We start from the raw sequence: 18572 nt of genomic DNA on the forward strand, positions 1-18572 counted from the left end.
ATGTCATGACCTCGCAGATTTCCGTTCTCGATCGGACCCTCGCCGACTTCGACCCCGAGGTCGCCGAGCAGATCGAGCGCGAGCTGGTCCGCCAGCAGACGACGCTCGAGATGATCGCCTCGGAGAACTTCGCTCCGAGGTCGGTCATGGAGGCCCAGGGCTCGGTCCTGACCAACAAGTACGCCGAGGGCTACCCCGGCCGGCGCTACTACGGCGGCTGTGAGCACGTGGACGTGGTCGAGCAGCTCGCGATCGACCGGATCAAGGAGCTCTTCGGCGCCGAGGCGGCGAACGTGCAGCCGCACTCCGGCGCCCAGGCGAACGCCGCTGCGATGTTCGCCCTGCTGGACCCGGGCGACACGATCCTCGGCCTCGACCTGGCGCACGGCGGCCACCTCACGCACGGCATGCGGCTCAACTTCTCCGGCAAGCTCTACAACGTCGTGGCCTACCAGGTCTCGGCGGAGGACTTCCGGATCGACATGGCGGAGGTCGAGCGGCTCGCTCTCGAGCACCGACCGAAGCTGATCGTCGCCGGGTGGTCGGCGTACCCCCGCCAGCTGGACTTCGCCGAGTTCCGTCGCATCGCCGACCTCGTGGGTGCCTACCTGATGGTCGACATGGCGCACTTCGCCGGCCTGGTCGCCACCGGCCTGCACCCGAGCCCGGTGCCGCACGCCGACATCGTCACCACCACCACGCACAAGACGCTCGGTGGCCCGCGCGGTGGCGTGATCCTGAGCAAGCAGGCGCTGGCCAAGAAGATCAACTCCGCGGTCTTCCCGGGCCAGCAGGGCGGCCCGCTGGAGCACGTCATCGCCGCGAAGGCCGTCGCCTTCAAGATGGCGGCGTCGCCGGCGTTCCGCGACCGGCAGGAGCGGACTCTCGAGGGCGCCCAGATCATCGCCCGCCGGCTGTCGCAGCCGGACGTCGCGGAGGCCGGGATCTCGGTCCTCACCGGCGGCACCGACGTCCACCTGGTCCTGGTCGACCTGCGGCACTCCGAGCTCGACGGCCAGCAGGGCGAGGACCGCCTGCACGCCGTCGGGATCACGGTGAACCGCAACGCCGTGCCGTTCGACCCCCGGCCGCCGATGGTCTCCTCGGGGCTGCGGATCGGGACCCCGGCCCTGGCCACGCGCGGCTTCGACGCCGGTGCGTTCGAGGAGGTCGCGGAGATCATCGCCGCCACCCTCGCCGGGACCGGCGACGAGACGGAGCTCGCGGCCCTGCGCGACCGGGTCGAGACCCTCGCGCAGAAGTTCCCGCTCTACCCCACCCTGGAGGACTGATGGCCAAGCTGCTTCCGGAGCACCCCGCCTGGCTCTGGCGGGACCCCGAGCCGAAGGCGTCGTACGACGCGATCGTCGTGGGTGGCGGTGGCCACGGTCTCGCGACCGCCTACTACCTCGCCAAGAACCACGGCATGACCAACATCGCCGTGCTGGAGAAGGGGTGGCTCGCGGGCGGCAACATGGCCCGCAACACGACCATCATCCGGTCCAACTACCTGTGGGACGAGAGCGCGGCGATCTACGAGTTCTCCCTCAAGCAGTGGGAGCAGCTGCCGGCCGAGCTGGACTACGACTTCCTGTTCAGCCAGCGCGGCGTCCTCAACCTCGCGCACACGCTGCAGGACGTCCGCGAAGCCACCCGGCGGATCAACGCCAACCGACTCAACCGGGTCGACGCCGAGTGGCTGGAGCCCGACGAGGTGGCGAAGGTCTGCCCGATCGTCAACGTCTCGCAGGACGTGCGCTACCCGGTCCTCGGAGCGACGTTCCAGCCGCGCGCGGGCATCGCGAAGCACGACCACGTGGCGTGGGCCTTCGCCCGGGCGTGCGACGCGATGGGCGTCGACATCATCCAGAACTGCGAGGTCACCGGCTTCCTCAAGGACGGCGACCGCGTCGTCGGCGTCGAGACCACCCGCGGCCGGATCAACGCCGGCGCCGTCGGGCTGGTGGCCGCCGGGCACAGCACCGTGCTGGCGGAGAAGGCGGGCTTCCGGCTCCCCGTGCAGTCGCACCCCCTGCAGGCGCTGGTCTCCGAGCTCTACGAGCCGGTCCACCCGACGGTGGTCATGTCCAACCACGTGCACGTCTACGTGTCCCAGGCCCACAAGGGCGAGCTGGTGATGGGTGCCGGCGTGGACGCCTACAACGGCTATGGCCAGCGCGGCTCCTTCCACGTGATCGAGCACCAGATGGCCGCGGCGCTGGAGCTGTTCCCCATCTTCGGGCGCGCGCGCCTGCTGCGCACCTGGGGCGGCATCGTCGACGTCTCCCCCGACGCCTCCCCGGTGATCGGCCCGACGCCGCTGGAGAACCTCTACATCAACTGCGGATGGGGCACCGGCGGGTTCAAGGCGACGCCCGGCGCCGGCTGGGCGATGGCCCACACCATGGCGACCGGCGAGCCCCACGACCTGAACCGTGCGTTCGGGCTCGAGCGGTTCGTCTCCGGAGCGCTCATCGACGAGCACGGCGCCGCCGCCGTGGCCCACTGACCTTTCACAACCGAGGAGCTGCTCACGATGATGCTGCTGACCTGCCCGTGGTGTGGCCCGCGGGACGAGACCGAGTACCACTACGGCGGCCAGGCCCACGTGGCCTACCCCGAGAACCCGAGCGACCTGTCCGACGAGGAGTGGGCGGAGTACCTCTTCTTCCGCGACAACCCCAAGGGCCCGTTCGCCGAGCGGTGGTCCCACAGCGCGGGCTGCCGTCGTTGGTTCAACGTCGTCCGTGACACCGCGACCTACGAGGTCCTCGAGGTCTACACCAACGCCGACCCGCGGCCCGTGGTCGGCTCCCCAGCAGGAGGCTCCCGATGAGCACCCAGTCCCGCCGTCTCCCCACCGGAGGGCGGATCGACCGCAACCGGGTCCTGACGTTCTCCGTGGACGGGGTGGACTACACCGGTCACCCCGGCGACACCGTCGCCTCCGCGCTGCTGGCCAACGGCCGGGTGAGCGTCGGCGACTCCATCTACCGGCGCCGGCCCCGTGGCATCATGGCGGCCGGGGTCGAGGAGCCGAACGCGCTTCTCCAGGTCGGTGGCGACTGCCCCGAGCCCATGGTCCCCGCGACCACCCGCGAGCTGGTCGATGGCTTCACCGCGTCCACGCTGTCCGGGCTCGGCGTCCTGGACCCGGTGGCCGACGACTCGATGTACGACAAGAACTTCCTCCACGCCGACGTCCTCGTCGTCGGCGGAGGACCCGCCGGCCTCGCCGCAGCGCTGTCCGCGGCCCGGTCCCATGCGCGCGTCGTCCTGATCGACGAGCAGCCCGAGGTCGGTGGTTCGCTGTTGTCGAGCCGGCACGAGCTGGTCGACGGCAAGCCCGCCCTGCACTGGGTCGCGGCAGCCGCGGCCACGCTCGACGCGGCCCCCGAGGTCACGGTGCTCAACCGCACCGTCGCCTTCGGCTCGTACGACGCCAACTACGTGCTGGCCGTGCAGAACCGCACCGACCACCTCGACGGCGACGTCCCGCTGGGCGTCTCTCGGCAGCGGGTCTGGCACATCCGCGCCCGTCAGGTCGTGCTGGCGACCGGGGCGCACGAGCGTCCGCTGGTCTTCGCCGGCAACGACCGGCCCGGGGTGATGCTCGCCGGCGCGGTCCGGACCTACATCAACCGGTACGCCGTCAAGCCCGGCGACTGTGCCGTCGTCGCCACGACGAACGACAGCGCCTACGACACCGTCGACGACCTGCTCGCCGCCGGCATCGAGGTCGCCGCAGTGCTCGACGCACGCGACGTCCTCTCCGGCCGCGCTGCCGAGGTCGCTGCCCACGGCGTGCGGGTGATCCCCTCCAGCACGGTGCAGGAGACCGAGGGCGACGCCACCGGTCGCCTCACCCGGGTCCACGTGGGCACGCTCGGCGACGACGACGAGGCCACCTCGTGGGAGAGCCTGGACTGCGACCTGCTCGCCGTCGCGGGTGGCTGGAGCCCGGTGGTCCACCTGCACAGCCAGCGCAGCGGAAAGCTGCGCTGGGACGACCGGCTCGCGGCCTTCGTGCCCGACGGCAACGTCGAGGACCAGCAGGTCGTCGGAGCGGCCGCCGGCACCGTGACCCTGGACGCGGGCTTGCAGCAGGGTGCGGTCGCCGGAGCCGAGGCGGCGACACGCGCCGGCTTCCCGACGGACCCGCTGAGCATCGGAGGATCGGCGCCGCTGACGGAGGCCGGCGAGGTCCGCCAGCTCTGGCTGGTCCCCGGCCGCGAGGGCGACCCTGGCGACTGGGACGAGCACTTCGTCGACCTCCAGCGCGACCAGACCGTCGCCGACGTGTGGCGGGCCACCGGCGCCGGCATGCGCAGCGTCGAGCACGTGAAGCGCTACACCTCCATCGGCACGGCCCACGACCAGGGCAAGACCTCCGGCGTCAACGCGATCGGTGTGATCGCAGCGGCGCTGAACGGTTCGGCTTCGGGCGGGCCCGGCGTGGGGGAGATCGGTACGACGACCTACCGGGCGCCGTACTCGCCGGTGTCGTTCGCCGCCCTCGCGGGCCGCGAGCGCGGCAACCTGTTCGACCCCGAGCGCACTACGCCGATGCACCCGTGGCACGTCGCGCGCGGCGCTGAGTTCGAGATCGTCGGCCAGTGGCTGCGGCCGCGCCACTACCCGCTGCCCGGCGAGGACATGGACGCCGCCGTCGACCGCGAGTGCCGCGCAGCGCGCACCGGCGTCGCCGTGATGGACGCCTCCACCCTGGGGAAGATCGAGGTCCAGGGTCCAGACGCCGGGGAGTTCCTCAACCGGGTCTACACCAACGCGTTCAAGAAGCTCCCGGTCGGCTCGGCACGGTACGGCGTCATGTGCAAGCCCGACGGGATGATGTTCGACGACGGCGTGACCCTGCGCCTGGCCGACGACCGCTACTTCATGACCACCACCACCGGCGGGGCCGCCAACGTCCTGGACTGGCTGGAGGAGTGGCTGCAGACGGAGTGGCCCGAGCTCGACGTCTACTGCACCTCGGTCACCGAGCAGTGGTCGACGATCGCCGTCGTCGGTCCCCGGTCGCGGGAGGTCATCGCCCGGATCGCGCCCGACGTCGACGTCAGCAACGAGGCGTTCCCGTTCATGACGTTCCAGGAGACGACCCTCGCGTCCGGCGTGCCGGCGCGGATCTGCCGGATCTCGTTCTCCGGTGAGCTCGCGTTCGAGGTCAACGTGGCCGGTTGGTACGGCCTGGCCGTCTGGGAGCAGGTGTTCGCGGCCGGTCAGGACCTCGGCATCACGCCGTACGGCACCGAGTCGATGCACGTGCTCCGGGCCGAGAAGGGCTACCCGATCGTCGGTCAGGACACCGACGGCACGGTGACGCCGCAGGACGCGGGGATGGACTGGATCGTGTCGAAGCAGAAGGACTTCATCGGCCGCCGGTCGTACTCCCGGATCGACACCCAGCGACCGGACCGCAAGCACATGGTCGGCCTGCTGCCCGTCGATCGCACGACGGTCCTTCCCGAGGGCGCCCAGCTGGTCGCGACCGGCACGGTGATCACCGATGGTCCGGACCCGGTGCCGATGCTCGGCCACGTCACGTCGAGCTATCACAGCGCCGCCCTGGAGCGCCCGTTCGCCCTCGCGCTCGTGGCGGGCGGACGGGACCGGATCGGCGAGCGACTGCTCGCGCCGATCGGCGACGACCTGGTCGAGGTCGAGGTGGCCTCGCCCGTTCTCTACGACCCCGAAGGAATGAAGCGAGATGGCTGAGCTCACGATGATGCGCCGCAGCCCGCTGGCTGCTCTGGCGCGAGACCTGATGGACAACGCCGTCACCGGCGAGCGCAACGTGCGGGTCTCGGAGTGGCGGTTCACCACGATGGTGAGCCTGCGCGTGGACCCCACGTCCGCTGCTGCGGACGCCCTGGAGGGCGTCCTCGGCACCACGCTCCCGCGGTCCTCCGGCGAGGTCACCAGCCACGGCCAGCACAGCGTGCTGTGGCTGGGGCCCGACGAGTGGCTCGTGGTGTCGCAGATGTCGGCCGACGCCCTCGTGCCGGCCCTGCAGGAGTGCGTGGCGGGCGCACACGCTGCGGTCGTCGACGTGTCGGCGAACCGGACCGTGCTGGAGCTGCGGGGTGCGTCCGCGCTCGCCGTACTCCAGAAGGGGTGCCCGCTCGACCTCCACCCGCGGGCGTTCGGCCCCGGGCAGGCGGTGTCCACGACCCTGGCGCGGATCCCCCTCGTCCTGTGGCAGGTCGGACCGGACAGCTACCGCCTGCTGCCGCGCGCGTCCTTCGCCGAGTACGTCGCGCGGTGGCTGCTGGACGCCTCCCTGGAGTTCGCCTCCACCTTCCGGGACGGTGGACGCAGCGAGTGACACTCTCCGCCTTCGACCTCTACTCCATCGGCATCGGGCCGTCGTCCTCCCACACGGTCGGCCCGATGCGTGCTGCCAAGCGGTTCGCCGACGGCCTGTCCGAGACCGGGCGACTGGCTGACGTGAGGCGGGTGCGGGCCGAGCTCTTCGGGTCGCTCGGCGCCACCGGCCACGGGCACGGCTCCCCGAAGGCGGTGGTGCTCGGGCTCGAGGGGGAGGACCCCGCGACCACCGACCCCGACCGCGCCTCCGGCCGGCTCGACGAGATCAAGAGCAGCGGTGAGCTGCTCCTCGGCGGCACCACGCCGATCAGCTTCGACGTCGACTCCGACCTGGTCATGCACCGCCGCAAGAGCCTGCCTGCGCATCCCAACGGCATGACGTTCGCGGCGTACGACGCAGCCGACGTCGAGATCGCCCAGAGCACCTTCTACTCCGTCGGCGGCGGCTTCGTCGTCGACGAGACCGCCACGGGCGCCGACCGGGTCGTCCTCGACGACACCCCGGTCAAATTCCCCTTCACGACCGGCGGGGAGCTCCTCGAGATCTGCGCTCGTGAGCAGCTGTCCATCAGCGACGTCATGCTCGCCAACGAGCAGTCCTGGCGCAGCGAGACCGAGATCCGCGAGGGCATGCTGCACCTGTGGTCGGTGATGGTCGAGTGCGTCGAGAACGGCTTCCATCGCGAGGGCGTCCTGCCCGGCGGTCTCCGTGTCCCGCGCCGGGCTCCGGCCATGTACCGGGACCTCACGGCGCAGGGCGATGCCGACCCGCTGCACGTCGTCGACTGGGTCAACCTCTACGCCCTCTCGGTCAACGAGGAGAACGCCGCGGGCGGCCGCATCGTCACCGCTCCCACCAACGGAGCGGCCGGCATCATCCCGGCCGTCCTGCACTACTACGTCCGCTTCGTCTCCGGAGCCGACGACGACGGCATTGTGCGGTTCCTGCTCACGGCCGCCGCGATCGGGATCCTCTTCAAGACCAACGCGTCGATCTCCGGCGCCGAGGTCGGCTGCCAGGGCGAGGTCGGGTCGGCCTGCTCGATGGCGGCCGGAGGTCTCGCCGAGGTGATCGGCGCGAACCCGCGTCAGGTCGAGAACGCCGCCGAGATCGGCATCGAGCACAACCTCGGCCTCACCTGCGACCCCGTCGGTGGCCTCGTGCAGATCCCGTGCATCGAGCGGAACGCCCTGGCCTCGATCAAGGCGATCAACGCCGCCCGCCTCGCCATCAACGGCGACGGCAACCACAAGGTCAGCCTCGACAAGGCGATCAAGACCATGCGCGACACCGGGGCCGACATGAAGACCAAGTACAAGGAGACCGCCCGCGGCGGTCTGGCCGTCAACGTCATCGAGTGCTGAGCTCGGCCCCAGCGAATCATCCTGAGGGACGTTGTCAATGGCTGAGACTCAAGGGCATGCTCCGCCCATGCCTCCTGAACGCTCTGTCCCGGACGACAGGGCTGCCACCGCCCTGCGACAGGTGATCGACCTGGTCACGATCCGCTGGATCCTCACGCCGCCGGTCGTCGTCGTGGCGACCGCGCTGTGGATCCCGATGCTCGAAAGAACCAAGAGCGCGTCGCACAAGGTGGTGACGTTGCCGGCCTTCATCGCGGACCCGGATCTCTTCGGGAGCCAAGGCGCCGTGTTGCTCGCCGGCTGGTCCTATCTCCTGTTCATGCTCGCCTGCGCAGGCTGCGCCGCGATCGTGATGCTCGCGCCCGGCCGCCCCGCGCGGACGGTCGCGAACCGGTTGCTGCTCGTCAGCGCCCCGGCGGCGGTGGTGGCCGTGCTGGCACTGTGGACCGTCGTCCGGAACCTCGACCCAGAGCAGGTCGACGTCCAGGGCTCGTTCGTCCTCGCAGTGCTCGTGCCGACATGGTTCCTCGGCGCGGCTCTCGCAGCCCGACCTCGCGTCTCGAATCTGCCCACTCGCGGCACGTGGTGAAAGCCAATCTGGCCCCGGCCGCGGTAGCGGACCGCAACTCGGAACGAGCGCAACGCCGGCTACCGCCAACGTCGCACGACGCGCGCGGCCTGCCGAATTGAGGGCATTGACGAGGTCGATCTCGCAAGTTGTCCGCATTCACGTAGAACCCACTGCGGACACGAGCAGGGTCGCTGGATCATCGCCGCAGGAGTGGCCCTATCGCTCGCGTGCTACGTCGTCGCCGTTCCGGTCTGGAGGTGCTTGCCCCATCAAGCTATGGCGGTTTGACGGATGGCGGAGCACAGTGGGAAGTCTCAGAGAAAGGGACCTGCCATGCCCGAGTTCATGGATGTGCACACCACGATGAAGGGGGTCACTCCCGAGGCCCTCGCCGAAGCACACAACGCCGACCTCGCGATCCAGGAGGACGAGCACGTGAACTTCAAGCACGCCTGGGCCGACCCCGAGTCGGGGATGGTCTTCTGCTTGTCCGAGGCACCCAATGCCGAGGCGGTGCAGAAGATCCACGAGCGCGCGGGTCACCCCGCCGACAATATCTACCAGGTGCCGATCCAGGTCTGACCTCACCGGCCGTCACTGGGCCTAGGAGAAGTTGAAGCGGACGTTGCCGGAGGCACCGAGCGGGCTCAACGTCTTCCTACGCCGCACGGCGTGCGCGCGAGTGCCGAGCAGCGCGCGATACTCGGCTCCATGGCGGAGTTGAGGGTCGATGTGTTGCTCTCGATGCAGCGCGCCCTTTGGCACGTCGTCCTTCGCGGAGTGGGGGTGTCATGGGAAGGAAGCCAAGACCGCGGATCGATCAATGCTCGTTTCCTGTACGAGGGCGAAGTCGGAGGCCTGCAGGACGAGTGCGTCTCCTTGGCCGAGTCCTACTGCATCGCAGACTTCCTGTCTGGGGTCTCGGTGGCCTTTCGAGCGGTGCTCAATGCGACTCGCGACCTGTTGCCAGGCGAGGAATGGGTGTTCCTGCGCTGGGAGCCCCCAGTCTGACAGCCCCTACTGGCACCCCTCTGTGTCAAGACGCAGTCGGTAGCGGGGTTCTAGGGTGGGGTCTGGCGGGTCCGGGAAGTGGCTTGTCCGAAGAGCCGGTGTGGGGTTGTGAGCCGGTCGCGCTGGAGTCAGAGTCGTTATCCCGTTGCCCTCCCGGGCCCGTCCCCTTCGCGGTGATGAGGTCGTCGAGCATGGTCTTGTAGACCAGGTCGGACAGCCTGCGTTTCAGGCAGCGCATCGCTTCCATGTTGCTCTTGCCGGCTGCTGTCTTGCGATCGAAGTAGTCGCGGCCGATGCTGGGTCTGCGCAGCTGGACGGTGGCCATGATGTGCAGGGTCCGGTTGATCTGACGGTTCCCCTTGCGTGAGAGCCGGTGTCGGACGTGGTCGCCGGAGGAGGCGTCGATGGGTGCGGTGCCGTTCCAAGAGGAGAAGTGGCCGCGAGTGGGGAACCGGGTGATGTCGCCGACGTCGACCAGCAGCCGGGCGGCACCGGTGGGGCCGATGCCGTTGAGGTCGAGCAGTGTGCTGCCGGTCGCGCGGATCAACTCGGCCAGTTCTTTGTCGGCGGCCTTCTTGCGGGTGTAGATCCGCTCCAGGTCGGCGATCAGCTCGGCGGCGACGCGGCGACGGGCCTTGCCCGCGACATCGCGCGGCCGCACCTTCGCCAACAGCTTCTTGGCCTGAGCGGCGGAGAGGTCCTTCTTCGCCCCGCCGGGGATCAGCTCCAGCAGCAGGTGGTGCAGCTGGGCGACCTTGCGGGTGTGTTCCTCACCGAGCCAGCCACGGCGGTCGACCAGGGTCCGCAGCACCTCGAGCTCCTCGTCGGCCACGACCGGCCGCAGGCCGGCCATCCGGGTCCCGACCAACGCCACGGAGTGGGCGTCGGTGGCGTCGGTCTTGCGTCCCTGACCGGTGGAGAAGACCCGCGCCCGGGCCGAGAGCTTCGGCGGCACATCAACGACTTCCTCACCGAGTGCGAGCAGCCGGACCGCGACATGGCGGCCGATCCCGTTGCATCCCTCGATCGCCCAGACCCGGTCGCCGAAGCGGCTGACGTAATCGGTCATCGCGGTGAAACCGGCCTCATCGGTGCCGAACCGGCCACCGTCCAACACCGTCTCGTCGGCGTCCATCACCTCGATCGTGACCGACCTCTTGTGCGGGTCCATCCCGATCACGACCCTGGTCGTCGTCTCTGCCATTGGCCTTCTCCGATGCTCGATCCATCACTGGTTGTCGAGCCGGGAGGGCAACGCTACTTAGAGCTGGGCAGACCCCTCTCGAGCCTCTCCTGGCTCTCGGCGCCCGGCCCGCGCATGCCAGTAGTGAGCCACACGAACGTGTCGTGGGCAGCCGCACAGAGAGCCACGGACCGGACGCCTGGACCGAGCCTCGCCAGGCACCGATCCTGCAGTCAATGAAACAAGTAGCCGCACGGCGTGCTCGCGGAGCTGCACGCTCATCAGCCGCAAGGCGAACGCCGAGAGTCAAAGCCCAAACATCCACTAGCTCGCGCTGCACCGGCACATGTTGCCGGCTCAGCGCGAGCTAGAGCCTCGTCTTCCCGGGCGGCGGCCGCGCCGGCCCCGGGCGACAGGCCAACGCAACAAGGTTCTCCGGCCGAGCACGAACGCGCTCGGCCGGAGAACCTGTTTGTCACGGGTGGTTGCCGCTCCCGTGGTCGTTGCCGTTCTTGCCGTTGCCGCACTCGACGCTGAAGGCGAAGTCGTCACCGTGCTCGGTGACGCCGGCGATGACGGCCTGGGCGACCGCCTCCTCGCCGTACTTGCGACGGACCATCAACGGGTCCTTGCGCAGGTCCTTCACCAGTGCGACGGCGAGCCCGATCATGACCACGACGAACGGCAGGGCCGCGACGATGGTGATCGTCTGCAGGCCGCTGAGCGCCTCGTTGCCACCGACCAGCAGCATCACGGCCGCGGAGGCACCGGTCGCGACACCCCAGAAGACCACGTTGAGCTTCCTGGGCTCCTGCGTGCCCTTCTCCGACAGCGTGCCCATCACGATCGATGCGGCGTCCGCGCCGGACACGAAGAAGATCGAGACCAGCACCATCACCAGCACCGACGTGACCGTCGCGAGCGGGAAGGACTCCAGCGTGGTGAACAGCTGCGACTCCAGCCCGGCGGCACCAGCGATGTCGGTGCCGTTCAGCTGGAGGTCCATCGCCGCGCCACCCATGACGCAGAACCAGACGACGCTCACCAGGCTGGGAACCACCAGTACGCCGGTGACGAACTGCCGGATGGTGCGACCGCGCGAGATGCGAGCGATGAACATGCCGACGAACGGCGTCCAGGACAGCCACCAGGCCCAGTAGAAGACGGTCCAGCCCTCGAGCCACTCCTGGGTCTCGGCGCCCTCGGCGCCGGTACGCGCCGACATGTCAGGAAGCGTCTGCACGTAGCTGCCGATCGACGTCGGGAGCAGGTCGAGCATGAAGATCGACGGGCCGACGACGAACAGGAACAGGGCGAGCGAGATCGCCAGCACCATGTTGGTGTTGGAGAGCCACTGGATGCCCTTCGCGACGCCCGACACAGCGGAGACGACGAACGCGGCCGTGAGGACGGCGATGATGCCGATGAGCACCGCGTTGCCCGTCTTGCCGATCCCGCCGACGATCTCGAGGCCGGTCCGGATCTGTAGCGCGCCCAGACCCAGCGAGGTCGCCGAGCCGAAGAGGGTCGCGAAGATCGCGAAGATGTCGATGACCTTGCCCAGGCCGCCGTTCGCGCGGTTGCCGAGCAGGGGCTCGAACGCGGCGGAGATCAGCTGCAGCCGACCCTTGCGGTAGACGCCGTAGGCGATCGCGAGTCCGACGACCGCGTAGAGCGCCCACGGGTGCAGCGTCCAGTGGAAGAGCGTGGTCGCCATCGCGTTCTGGACCGCATCGGGGTTGCCGGCCGCGCCGGTGCCCGGAGGCGGGGTGGCCAGGTGCGAGATCGGCTCGGCGACGCCGTAGAACATCAGGCCGATGCCCATGCCGGCGCTGAACATCATGGCGATCCACGAGATGGTCCGGAACTCGGGCTCCTCGTCGTCACGACCGAGGGGGATCGTGCCGTAGCGGCTCGCCGCCAGCCAGACGACGAAGACGACGAACGCGCTCGACGTGAGCACGAACAGCCAGCCGGCATTGCCCATCACCCAGCCCAGCGCCTCGCCGGACGCGGTGCTCAGCGAGCTGGTGCTGATCATTCCCCAGGCGAGGAACGCGAGTGCGACGACAGCGCTGACCCCGAAGACGACCTTGTCCATCCCGCCCTTGTCGCCCCGGTGCGCCTCGGGCTCCACGTCTAGAGCCGGGTGGGGGATCGGGTCCCCCGCGGGCGACTTCAGCGCGTCCTCGACGGCGTCCTGTACTGCCTGTGCGGTCGGCCGTCCGTTCGGCACAGGTGGCCATCGGCGCGGCGTCTCGGGGGTCGTAGTCATGGGAGTGTCCCTTCAATGGTCGACGTGCCCGGGCATACTTCGGACCCTAGACCGTTGTTGTGACAGACGCAACAGAGTGCTTAAGATGCAACAAACTTTTGACTTTCGTGTGAACGCGGTCACAAGCGACCCGGGGTGGCGGCGGGACTGCCCGGCCCCGGATTCCGCCGAGCAGGGGCGGCTCCGGTGCGATAATCGGTCCGGCGCAAGGGGTCGGTGTGACGCGACGAGACCAGGCACGGCAGGCGGCGGGCCGCCGCGACTGGCAGGCTGCCTACGACCTGTACGCCGGTCTCACCGGGCGCACGCCCGCCGACACCGAGGCCCTCGCCGAGTGCGCGTGGTGGCTCGGCCGCATGGACGAGGCGATCCGCCTCTACACCGACGCCTATCGCGAGCACCTCGAGGGCGGCAACGACCAGGCGGCGGCTCGCGCCGCGTCCCAGCTGGCCATCCACACCCGGCTGGTGGGGGAGGTCGCGCAGAGCGAGGGGTGGCTGCGCCGCTGCACCCGCCTGCTCGAGTCCGTCCCCGAGTGTGTCGAGCACGGCTACGCGTTGTACCTCCAGATCGCCGGGCTGTCGGGCCGCGGCGACCTCGAGGGCGCGCTGGAGCTGGCCCTCCGGATGCAGGACCTCGGCCGTCGCTTCTCCGACCCCACGCTGGTCGCCCTCGGCGTCTACTTCGAGGGACGCGCGCGGATCAAGCAGGCACGCGTCCGCGAAGGGCTCGCGCTGCTCGACGAGGCGATGCTCGCCGCGCTGTCCGACGAGCTCGGCCCCCTGTGGACCGGTGCGATCTACTGCGGCCTCATGGACGCGTGCAACGAGCTGCGCGACATGCGGCGGGCGTTCGAGTGGACCGAGGCGACCCGTCGCTGGTGTGACCCGTTGCCCCTGACCTCGCTCTATCCCGGCATCTGCCGGGTCCACCGGGCGCAGGTCCTCCAGACCCGCGGCGAGTGGCGGCAGGCGGAGGAGGAGGCGCTGGGCGCCTGCCGGGACATGGTCGGCGTCGACGTCTGGGCGGTGGCGGACGCCCACTACGAGGTCGGCGAGGTGCGGCGGCTGCGGGGGGACCTCGCCGGTGCGGATGCCGCGTACACCCGGGCCCACGAGTTCGGACGCGATCCGCAACCGGGGCTCGCGCTGCTCCGCCTCGCGCAGGGACGGATCGACGCGGCCACCGCATCCATCGCCGCTGCCCTCGCCCCGGGGACGGGCAGCCGGCTGGAGCGCGCTCCCCTCCACGCGGCGCAGACGATGATCGCCCTGGCCGCCGGAGACGTCGAGCTCGCGGAGCGGTCGGCGAAGGAGGTCGTCGACGCGGCCGTCGCATTCGAGAGCGCCGGGCTGCGCGCCGAGGGCAACCGGTGCAGCGGGGCCGTGCTGCTCGCCCAGGGGCGGGCGGTCGAGGCCATGGCCCTGCTGCGCATGGCGTTCAACGCCTGGCAGGAGCTCGATGCGCCGTACGACGTCGCGCGGACGCGCCTGCTGCTGGCCGACGCCTACCGGGCGCTGGGCGATGCCGACGCGGCCTCGCGCGAGCTCGCTGCGGCGACCGCCTGCTTCGCGAGGCTGGGCGTGGTGGCGCGCGAGGGACTGCCGAAGGGGCTCACCGCTCGCGAGGTCGAGGTGGTCCGGCTGATCGCGGCGGGGGAGAGCAACCGCGCGATCGCCGAGAAGCTCGTGCTGAGCGAGAAGACCGTCGCCCGACACGTGTCGAACATCTTCGGCAAGGTGGGTGCGACCTCGCGCTCCGGGGTCACTGCCTTCGCCTACGACAGCGGGCTGATGGGTAGTCGTACCCACGGCTGACCGGTGGCACAGATGGGCACGGTGACCGATGCCCGGCCCGGTGTCGCGTCCTTACCTTGGTGCTCCACCCACCGATGAAGGAGGCCCACAATGCCCAAGTACGTGATCGAACGAGAACTGCCCGGAGCGGGTCAGCTGTCGGCTGACGAGCTGCACGCGATCTCCGGCAAGTCCAACGCCGTCCTCGCCGAGATGGCGCCCCGGGCCCAGTGGCTGCACAGCTACGTCACCACCGACAAGATCTACTGCGTCTACGTCGCGGACGACGAGCGTGCCGTCCTCGAGCACGCCCAGAGTGGCGGCTTCCCCGCCAACGTGATCAGCAAGGTGTCGACCGTCATCGACCCGGTCACCGGGGAGTGAGCCGCACGACCTCGGGATGAGCGTCGCGCCGAGGGGTAACGGCACCTCCATGGACAGAGGTGCCGATACCCAGGGCGACATCCGTGCAGAGCTCGGTGTCGCCGACACGTTCGACGCGGCGCAGGAGGCCGAACGCAGGATCGGGTTCCTCGCCGACTACCTGGACGGGAGCGGGGCGTCGGGCTACGTGCTCGGGATCAGCGGCGGCGTCGACTCGACGGTCGCCGGCCGGCTCGCCAGCCTGGCGTGCGAGCGCAGTGGTACGACGTTCACCGCGATGCGGCTGCCCTACGGCCGGCAGGCCGACGACTCCGATGCCGCCGACGCGCTCGCGTTCGTCGAGCCGTCCGCGACGGTGACGGTCGACATCAAGCCGGCGGTCGACGCCCTCCACGGAGCGACCGAGATCAACGAGCTCAGTCCGGAGCGGGCCGACTTCGTCAAGGGCAACCTCAAGGCGCGCCAGCGGATGGTTGCGCAGTACACCGTCGCCGGCCGGTTGGGCAGCCTCGTCATCGGGACCGACCAGGCTGCCGAGGCGGTGATGGGGTTCTTCACCAAGTACGGCGACGGCGCCTGCGACGTGGCTCCGCTGCTCGGGCTCACGAAGGAGCGGGTGCGCGAGATCGGACGCCATCTGGGGACGCCCTCACACCTCGTCGAGAAGGTGCCGACCGCGGACCTCGAGGAGCTGCGACCGGCGCTACCCGATGAGGAGGCCTACGGCGTCACCTACCGGGAGATCGACGCCTATCTGCTCGGGGAGGACGTGAGCGCTCGCGCCCGCGAGGTCATCGAGACCGCCTACCGGCTGACCGCCCACAAGCGGAGCCTGCCGCCGGGGCCGGTCTGATGCGGGCGGTCTGAGCCCGACCCGCTACGAGTGGGACGCCTTCCCGCCCTTGCGTCCGGCCTTGACCTTCTGGGCGTGGGTCCCGCCCTGGGAGCTGTTGCCGCTGCCGGAATGGCTCTTCTTGCCGCCCTGCTTGGACGAGTCCGGTGAGTTCGCGATCCGCGCAGCGCGCGACTTCGACATCCCCTTGTCCTTGAGGGCCTCGTACTGCTTCTCGTTCTTCACGTTCGCCTTCTTGCCGCCAGGCATGGGTTCCTCCTCGTCCTGGTCGTTGACTCCGACGCGGTCGGCAGCGCTGTGTGCGCCGCGTCCTTGACGAGGCAGTACCCGCTCCACGGGGTGCCAGCCGCGCTAGCGTGCCGCCATGCTGGACGCGATCGGCCGCCTCACCTGGCGGCACCCGCGCAAGATCCTGGTGGCCGCGTTCCTCTTCGCGGCCGTCGCCGTGTTCTTCGGGCACGACGTCGAGCACCACCTCAAGGCGGCGGGCTTCACCGACCCTGACTCCGAGAGCGAGCGGGCCGGCGAGGTGCTGGCCGACGCGCTGGGGTACGGCGCGGAGCCCGGCCTGGTCGTGCTCGTCCGGGCCGAGGACGGCGAGGTGCTCGACACGACCGACCCGGCGATCGCGTCCGAGGTGGCGCGGCTGGCCGATGCGCTGAGCGACTCGGCGTACGTCGGCCAGGTCGTCAACCCGCTCGAGACGCCCGTCCCGGGCCTGATCGCCGAGGACGGCCGCTCGCTCGTGCTGCCGGCCCGGCTGACCACCACCGACCTCGAGGACGAGGGCGGCCTGGCGGACGAATCGGTGCGGGAGCGGGTGACGTCCGACCTCGTCGACGTCGGGTACGGCGGCTTCGCGCCCGGCTTCAACGAGGTCAACGACCAGACCCGCCAGGACCTGACGATGGCCGAGCTGATCGCCTTCCCGCTGTTGGGGATCCTGCTCCTGCTGGTGTTCCGCAGCGTCGTGGCGGCCGCCGTACCGCTGATCCTCGGTGTCCTCTCCATCCTCGGCACCCTGCTCGCGCTCCGGGTGATGGCGGCGTTCGTCGACACGTCCCTGTTCGCGCTCAACATCGCGACCGCGCTCAGCCTGGGGCTGGCGGTCGACTACGCGCTGCTCCTCGTCTCGCGCTACCGCGAGGAGGTCGACTCCCACGGGCGGACCGCCGAGGCGCACCTGCGGGCGGTCCGTACGGCGGGTCGCGCGAGCATGTTCTCCGGACTGACCGTCGCCGGCGCGATGGCCGCCCTGATGCTGATGCCGCAGCGCTTCCTCTACTCGATCGGCGCCGCCGGCGCGATGGTCGGTGTGCTGTCCGCGGTGATGGCGGTCGTCGTCGTACCGGCGCTGCTCGTCGTGCTCGGCCCGCGGATCGACGCGCTGTCGATCCGCAAGGGGCCGGCGGTCTCGGCGACGTCCGACCGCTGGTTCCGGCTGGCGCGCGGCGTGATGCGCCGGCCGGTGCTGGTGGCGGTCGCGACCTCGGTCGCCCTGCTGGCGCTCGCGGCGCCGTTGCTGGCGACCACGCTGACCGGGCCGAGCGCACAGGCGGTGCCCCCGGGACAGCAGTCGTACGACGTCAACCGGTACGTCGAGAAGCACCACGGCCGGTCCCTCACCGAGGGTGTCTCGCTCGTCGTCACCGGCGACCCGGACGACGCCTCCCTCATGGCTCTCGCCGCGGACATCGACGCCGTGACGGGCGTCGACGCGGTCGCGCCGTTCGAGCGCGCCGGCGACGGCGTCGCCTACGCGACCGCGTCCCTGGACGACCCGGCGCTCGACGCCTCCGCGCAGGAGGCCGTCCACGACATCCGGGCGCTCGCCGAGCCGGACGGCGCCGACCTGCTCGTGTCGGGCAACACCGCTCGCTTCATCGACGAGAAGGAGAGCCTGGTGTCGAACGCGCCGCCGGTCATCCTGCTCATCATCGCGCTGACCGTCGGCCTGCTCTTCCTGCTCACCGGGTCGGTCATCCTGCCGCTCAAGACGCTGCTGATGAACGCGCTGACCCTCGCCGCGGTGCTCGGGATCCTGGTGATCGTGTTCGAGCACCGGGTCGGCACCCAGCTCCTGGACTACCCGGGCCCGTACGCCGTCGAGGTCACCAGCCTGGTGTTCCTCTTCGCCGTCACCTTCGCGCTGGCGACCGACTACGCGGTGCTGGTGATGGCGCGGATCAAGGAGCTCCACGACGGCGGCCTCTCCAACGAGGACGCGGTCGCGCAGGGCGTCGCCCGCACCGGCCGGATCATCAGCGCCGCCGCGCTGATGATCGCCGTGGTCTTTCTCGCGTTCGCGGTCAGCCCGGTCTTCTTCATGAAGCAGATCGCGGTCGCCATGGCGCTCGGGGTGCTGATCGACTCGACGATCGTGCGCGGACTCCTCGTGCCCGCGCTGATGCGGCTGCTCGGCGAGGCGAACTGGTGGGCGCCCAGGCCGCTGCGGCGGATCCACGCGCGGTTCGGGATCCGCGAGGAGGCTGGGAGCGGCGGGTAACCCGAGAGCTGAGGCCCGGCCGCCCGTCAGGCGACGAGGGGTGGTGGTCGGGTTGGTGGGTGGTAGGTGAAGCGGTCGCGGTCGTCGACGGGTGGTGGGGGGATCCACACGGGTCGGTGGGTGTTGGGGTCGAGGTGGACCTGCCAGGGGGTCTGGTGGGTGAGGGTGTGGTGTTTGCGGCAGAGCAGGACCAGGTTGTGCAGGCTGGTGGGTCCGCCGTCGGCCCAGTGGATGATGTGGTGGGCGTCGCAGGCGATGGGCAGGCGGGTGCAGCCGGGGA

The 18572-nt window shown here is 70.1% G+C and carries 17 protein-coding genes; 13 read left to right on the forward strand and 4 right to left on the reverse strand.

Annotated elements, in window-relative coordinates:
• Positions 1-5: 5 nt before the first annotated feature.
• The 9 genes from glyA to D0Z08_RS17730 all read left to right on the forward strand — a co-directional run bounded on the left by glyA (position 6) and on the right by D0Z08_RS17730 (position 9295).
• On the forward strand, positions 6-1292 hold the full coding sequence (glyA, locus tag D0Z08_RS17690; RefSeq protein ID WP_118926567.1) for a serine hydroxymethyltransferase: 1287 nt from the start codon (positions 6-8) through the stop codon (positions 1290-1292).
• Positions 1292-2509, forward strand: a complete 1218-nt coding sequence (locus tag D0Z08_RS17695; protein WP_118926568.1) for a sarcosine oxidase subunit beta family protein — start codon at positions 1292-1294, stop codon at positions 2507-2509. Before glyA ends, D0Z08_RS17695 begins: the two co-directional genes overlap by 1 nt.
• A 27-nt stretch (positions 2510-2536) precedes the next feature.
• Positions 2537-2836 (forward strand): sarcosine oxidase subunit delta, encoded by a 300-nt coding sequence (locus D0Z08_RS17700; protein WP_118926569.1) that lies wholly within the window; start codon positions 2537-2539, stop codon positions 2834-2836.
• Entirely contained in the window at positions 2833-5736 is a 2904-nt protein-coding gene (locus D0Z08_RS17705; protein WP_118926570.1) for a sarcosine oxidase subunit alpha family protein, read from the forward strand. Before D0Z08_RS17700 ends, D0Z08_RS17705 begins: the two co-directional genes overlap by 4 nt.
• Positions 5729-6346, forward strand: coding sequence for a sarcosine oxidase subunit gamma (locus D0Z08_RS17710; RefSeq protein ID WP_118926571.1), 618 nt, complete (start codon positions 5729-5731; stop codon positions 6344-6346). Before D0Z08_RS17705 ends, D0Z08_RS17710 begins: the two co-directional genes overlap by 8 nt.
• A complete protein-coding gene (locus D0Z08_RS17715) occupies positions 6343-7713 on the forward strand; it encodes an L-serine ammonia-lyase (protein ID WP_118926572.1) in 1371 nt (456 codons plus the stop codon). Before D0Z08_RS17710 ends, D0Z08_RS17715 begins: the two co-directional genes overlap by 4 nt.
• Before the next feature lie 67 nt (positions 7714-7780).
• Complete coding sequence (locus tag D0Z08_RS17720) at positions 7781-8302, forward strand: hypothetical protein (protein ID WP_147381456.1); 522 nt, start codon at positions 7781-7783, stop codon at positions 8300-8302.
• Between the two features lie 315 nt (positions 8303-8617).
• Positions 8618-8866, forward strand: coding sequence for an SCO4226 family nickel-binding protein (locus D0Z08_RS17725; RefSeq protein ID WP_118926574.1), 249 nt, complete (start codon positions 8618-8620; stop codon positions 8864-8866).
• Positions 8867-8956: 90 nt separating this feature from the next.
• Positions 8957-9295, forward strand: coding sequence for a MafI2 family immunity protein (locus D0Z08_RS17730; RefSeq protein WP_118926575.1), 339 nt, complete (start codon positions 8957-8959; stop codon positions 9293-9295).
• A 25-nt stretch (positions 9296-9320) separates the two neighbouring features.
• Here the strand turns inward: D0Z08_RS17730 and D0Z08_RS17735 are convergent, their stop codons facing one another.
• Positions 9321-10499 carry an IS110 family RNA-guided transposase gene (locus D0Z08_RS17735; RefSeq protein WP_118926576.1) on the reverse strand — a complete coding sequence of 393 codons (1179 nt, stop codon included), beginning with the start codon at positions 10497-10499 and terminating at the stop codon, positions 9321-9323.
• A gap of 454 nt (positions 10500-10953) precedes the next feature.
• Positions 10954-12753, reverse strand: a complete 1800-nt coding sequence (locus D0Z08_RS17740; RefSeq protein WP_118926577.1) for a BCCT family transporter — start codon at positions 12751-12753, stop codon at positions 10954-10956.
• Between the two features lie 218 nt (positions 12754-12971).
• Between D0Z08_RS17740 and D0Z08_RS17745 the strand changes: the two genes are divergently transcribed.
• From D0Z08_RS17745 to nadE, 3 genes are all read left to right on the forward strand, one after another.
• Complete coding sequence (locus tag D0Z08_RS17745) at positions 12972-14570, forward strand: LuxR family transcriptional regulator (protein WP_118926578.1); 1599 nt, start codon at positions 12972-12974, stop codon at positions 14568-14570.
• 90 nt (positions 14571-14660) lie between these two features.
• Complete coding sequence (locus D0Z08_RS17750; protein WP_118926579.1) at positions 14661-14933, forward strand: DUF4242 domain-containing protein; 273 nt, start codon at positions 14661-14663, stop codon at positions 14931-14933.
• 49 nt (positions 14934-14982) lie between these two features.
• Entirely contained in the window at positions 14983-15786 is an 804-nt protein-coding gene (nadE, locus tag D0Z08_RS17755; protein ID WP_118926580.1) for an ammonia-dependent NAD(+) synthetase, read from the forward strand.
• Between the two features lie 24 nt (positions 15787-15810).
• Here nadE and D0Z08_RS17760 read toward each other — a convergent pair whose 3' ends face one another.
• Entirely contained in the window at positions 15811-16035 is a 225-nt protein-coding gene (locus D0Z08_RS17760) for a DUF7218 family protein (protein ID WP_118926581.1), read from the reverse strand.
• 115 nt (positions 16036-16150) lie between these two features.
• Here D0Z08_RS17760 and D0Z08_RS17765 point away from each other — a divergent pair, with 115 nt between their 5' ends.
• Positions 16151-18292: an MMPL family transporter gene (locus tag D0Z08_RS17765; RefSeq protein WP_118926582.1), complete on the forward strand. Its 2142-nt coding sequence runs from the start codon at positions 16151-16153 to the stop codon at positions 18290-18292.
• A 26-nt stretch (positions 18293-18318) separates the two neighbouring features.
• Here D0Z08_RS17765 and D0Z08_RS17770 read toward each other — a convergent pair.
• Positions 18319-18572, reverse strand: a 254-nt coding sequence (locus tag D0Z08_RS17770; RefSeq protein ID WP_147381457.1) for an HNH endonuclease signature motif containing protein, incomplete at its 5' end; no start/stop codon positions are given.

The organism is Nocardioides immobilis (genome assembly GCF_003515065.1).
Lineage (GTDB): Bacteria > Actinomycetota > Actinomycetes > Propionibacteriales > Nocardioidaceae > Nocardioides > Nocardioides immobilis.

Coding starts and splice junctions, on each gene's coding strand:
- D0Z08_RS17735 (WP_118926576.1), bottom strand. CDS start 10,499: ATGGCAGAGACGACGACCAGGGTCGTGATCGGGATGGACCCGCACAAG.
- D0Z08_RS17700 (WP_118926569.1), top strand. CDS start 2,537: ATGATGCTGCTGACCTGCCCGTGGTGTGGCCCGCGGGACGAGACCGAG.
- D0Z08_RS17725 (WP_118926574.1), top strand. CDS start 8,618: ATGCCCGAGTTCATGGATGTGCACACCACGATGAAGGGGGTCACTCCC.
- D0Z08_RS17720 (WP_147381456.1), top strand. CDS start 7,781: ATGCCTCCTGAACGCTCTGTCCCGGACGACAGGGCTGCCACCGCCCTG.
- D0Z08_RS17710 (WP_118926571.1), top strand. CDS start 5,729: ATGGCTGAGCTCACGATGATGCGCCGCAGCCCGCTGGCTGCTCTGGCG.
- nadE (WP_118926580.1), top strand. CDS start 14,983: ATGGACAGAGGTGCCGATACCCAGGGCGACATCCGTGCAGAGCTCGGT.
- D0Z08_RS17695 (WP_118926568.1), top strand. CDS start 1,292: ATGGCCAAGCTGCTTCCGGAGCACCCCGCCTGGCTCTGGCGGGACCCC.
- D0Z08_RS17760 (WP_118926581.1), bottom strand. CDS start 16,035: ATGCCTGGCGGCAAGAAGGCGAACGTGAAGAACGAGAAGCAGTACGAG.
- D0Z08_RS17705 (WP_118926570.1), top strand. CDS start 2,833: ATGAGCACCCAGTCCCGCCGTCTCCCCACCGGAGGGCGGATCGACCGC.
- D0Z08_RS17740 (WP_118926577.1), bottom strand. CDS start 12,753: ATGACTACGACCCCCGAGACGCCGCGCCGATGGCCACCTGTGCCGAAC.
- glyA (WP_118926567.1), top strand. CDS start 6: ATGACCTCGCAGATTTCCGTTCTCGATCGGACCCTCGCCGACTTCGAC.
- D0Z08_RS17750 (WP_118926579.1), top strand. CDS start 14,661: ATGCCCAAGTACGTGATCGAACGAGAACTGCCCGGAGCGGGTCAGCTG.
- D0Z08_RS17765 (WP_118926582.1), top strand. CDS start 16,151: ATGCTGGACGCGATCGGCCGCCTCACCTGGCGGCACCCGCGCAAGATC.